Raw genomic sequence first — 584 nt, 5'->3', positions numbered from 1 at the left:
ACTTTAATTGTTTGCTATTATTGTTATTATTGGATAATTGCTTTGAGAAATAATCCTTGCCTCGTATGTTCTTATGCGTTTTTGATTTATATTCAGGAGATAGCTCCATATTATCTTCATCCATAGATATATAGGAAGCATCATCACCCTTCTGTAGTATATCCTTTATCTCATTATAGCCATAGCGTCGTCCTTCCGAAGCACAGTTACAAGCTGCTACTAGACGAGCCATGCCATACTTCTTCTCCAGCGACATGATACCACGGCAAGAGCGGAAGGCTTTTGGTGGATATTTCATCTGCGTAGCGACTTCCTTGAGATAAAGCAGAAGGATGTTGTCTATTTGCCCTGCCCGTTGATATATTTCCTCCAAATCCTTTTCAAAGCTACCATGATGACCAGGAAGATTATGTGCATCTTTCTGTGAGTAGGTATAGGGAGTATCATCTCGCTGATGGATGGTAACTAACTTTAACCCATAGTAGATTTGAACATTGTCATTATCGTAAATAAGCTCCATACGTTTGCCGATATACTCTGTTGGAACACTATAACTATGCTTTCTTAGCATAACGAAGCTATTA

At 38.7% G+C, this 584-nt stretch carries 1 pseudogene; it reads right to left on the bottom strand.

Annotation, left to right across the window (positions count from 1 at the left end):
* Positions 1-584, bottom strand: a pseudogene (locus tag HMPREF3034_RS02010) (IS21 family transposase); the annotation flags it as partial.

Origin of the sequence: Prevotella sp. DNF00663 (assembly GCF_001553265.1) — a bacterium.
Taxonomy (GTDB): domain Bacteria; phylum Bacteroidota; class Bacteroidia; order Bacteroidales; family Bacteroidaceae; genus Prevotella.
This window is presented reverse-complemented; position numbering and strand designations above follow the sequence as displayed.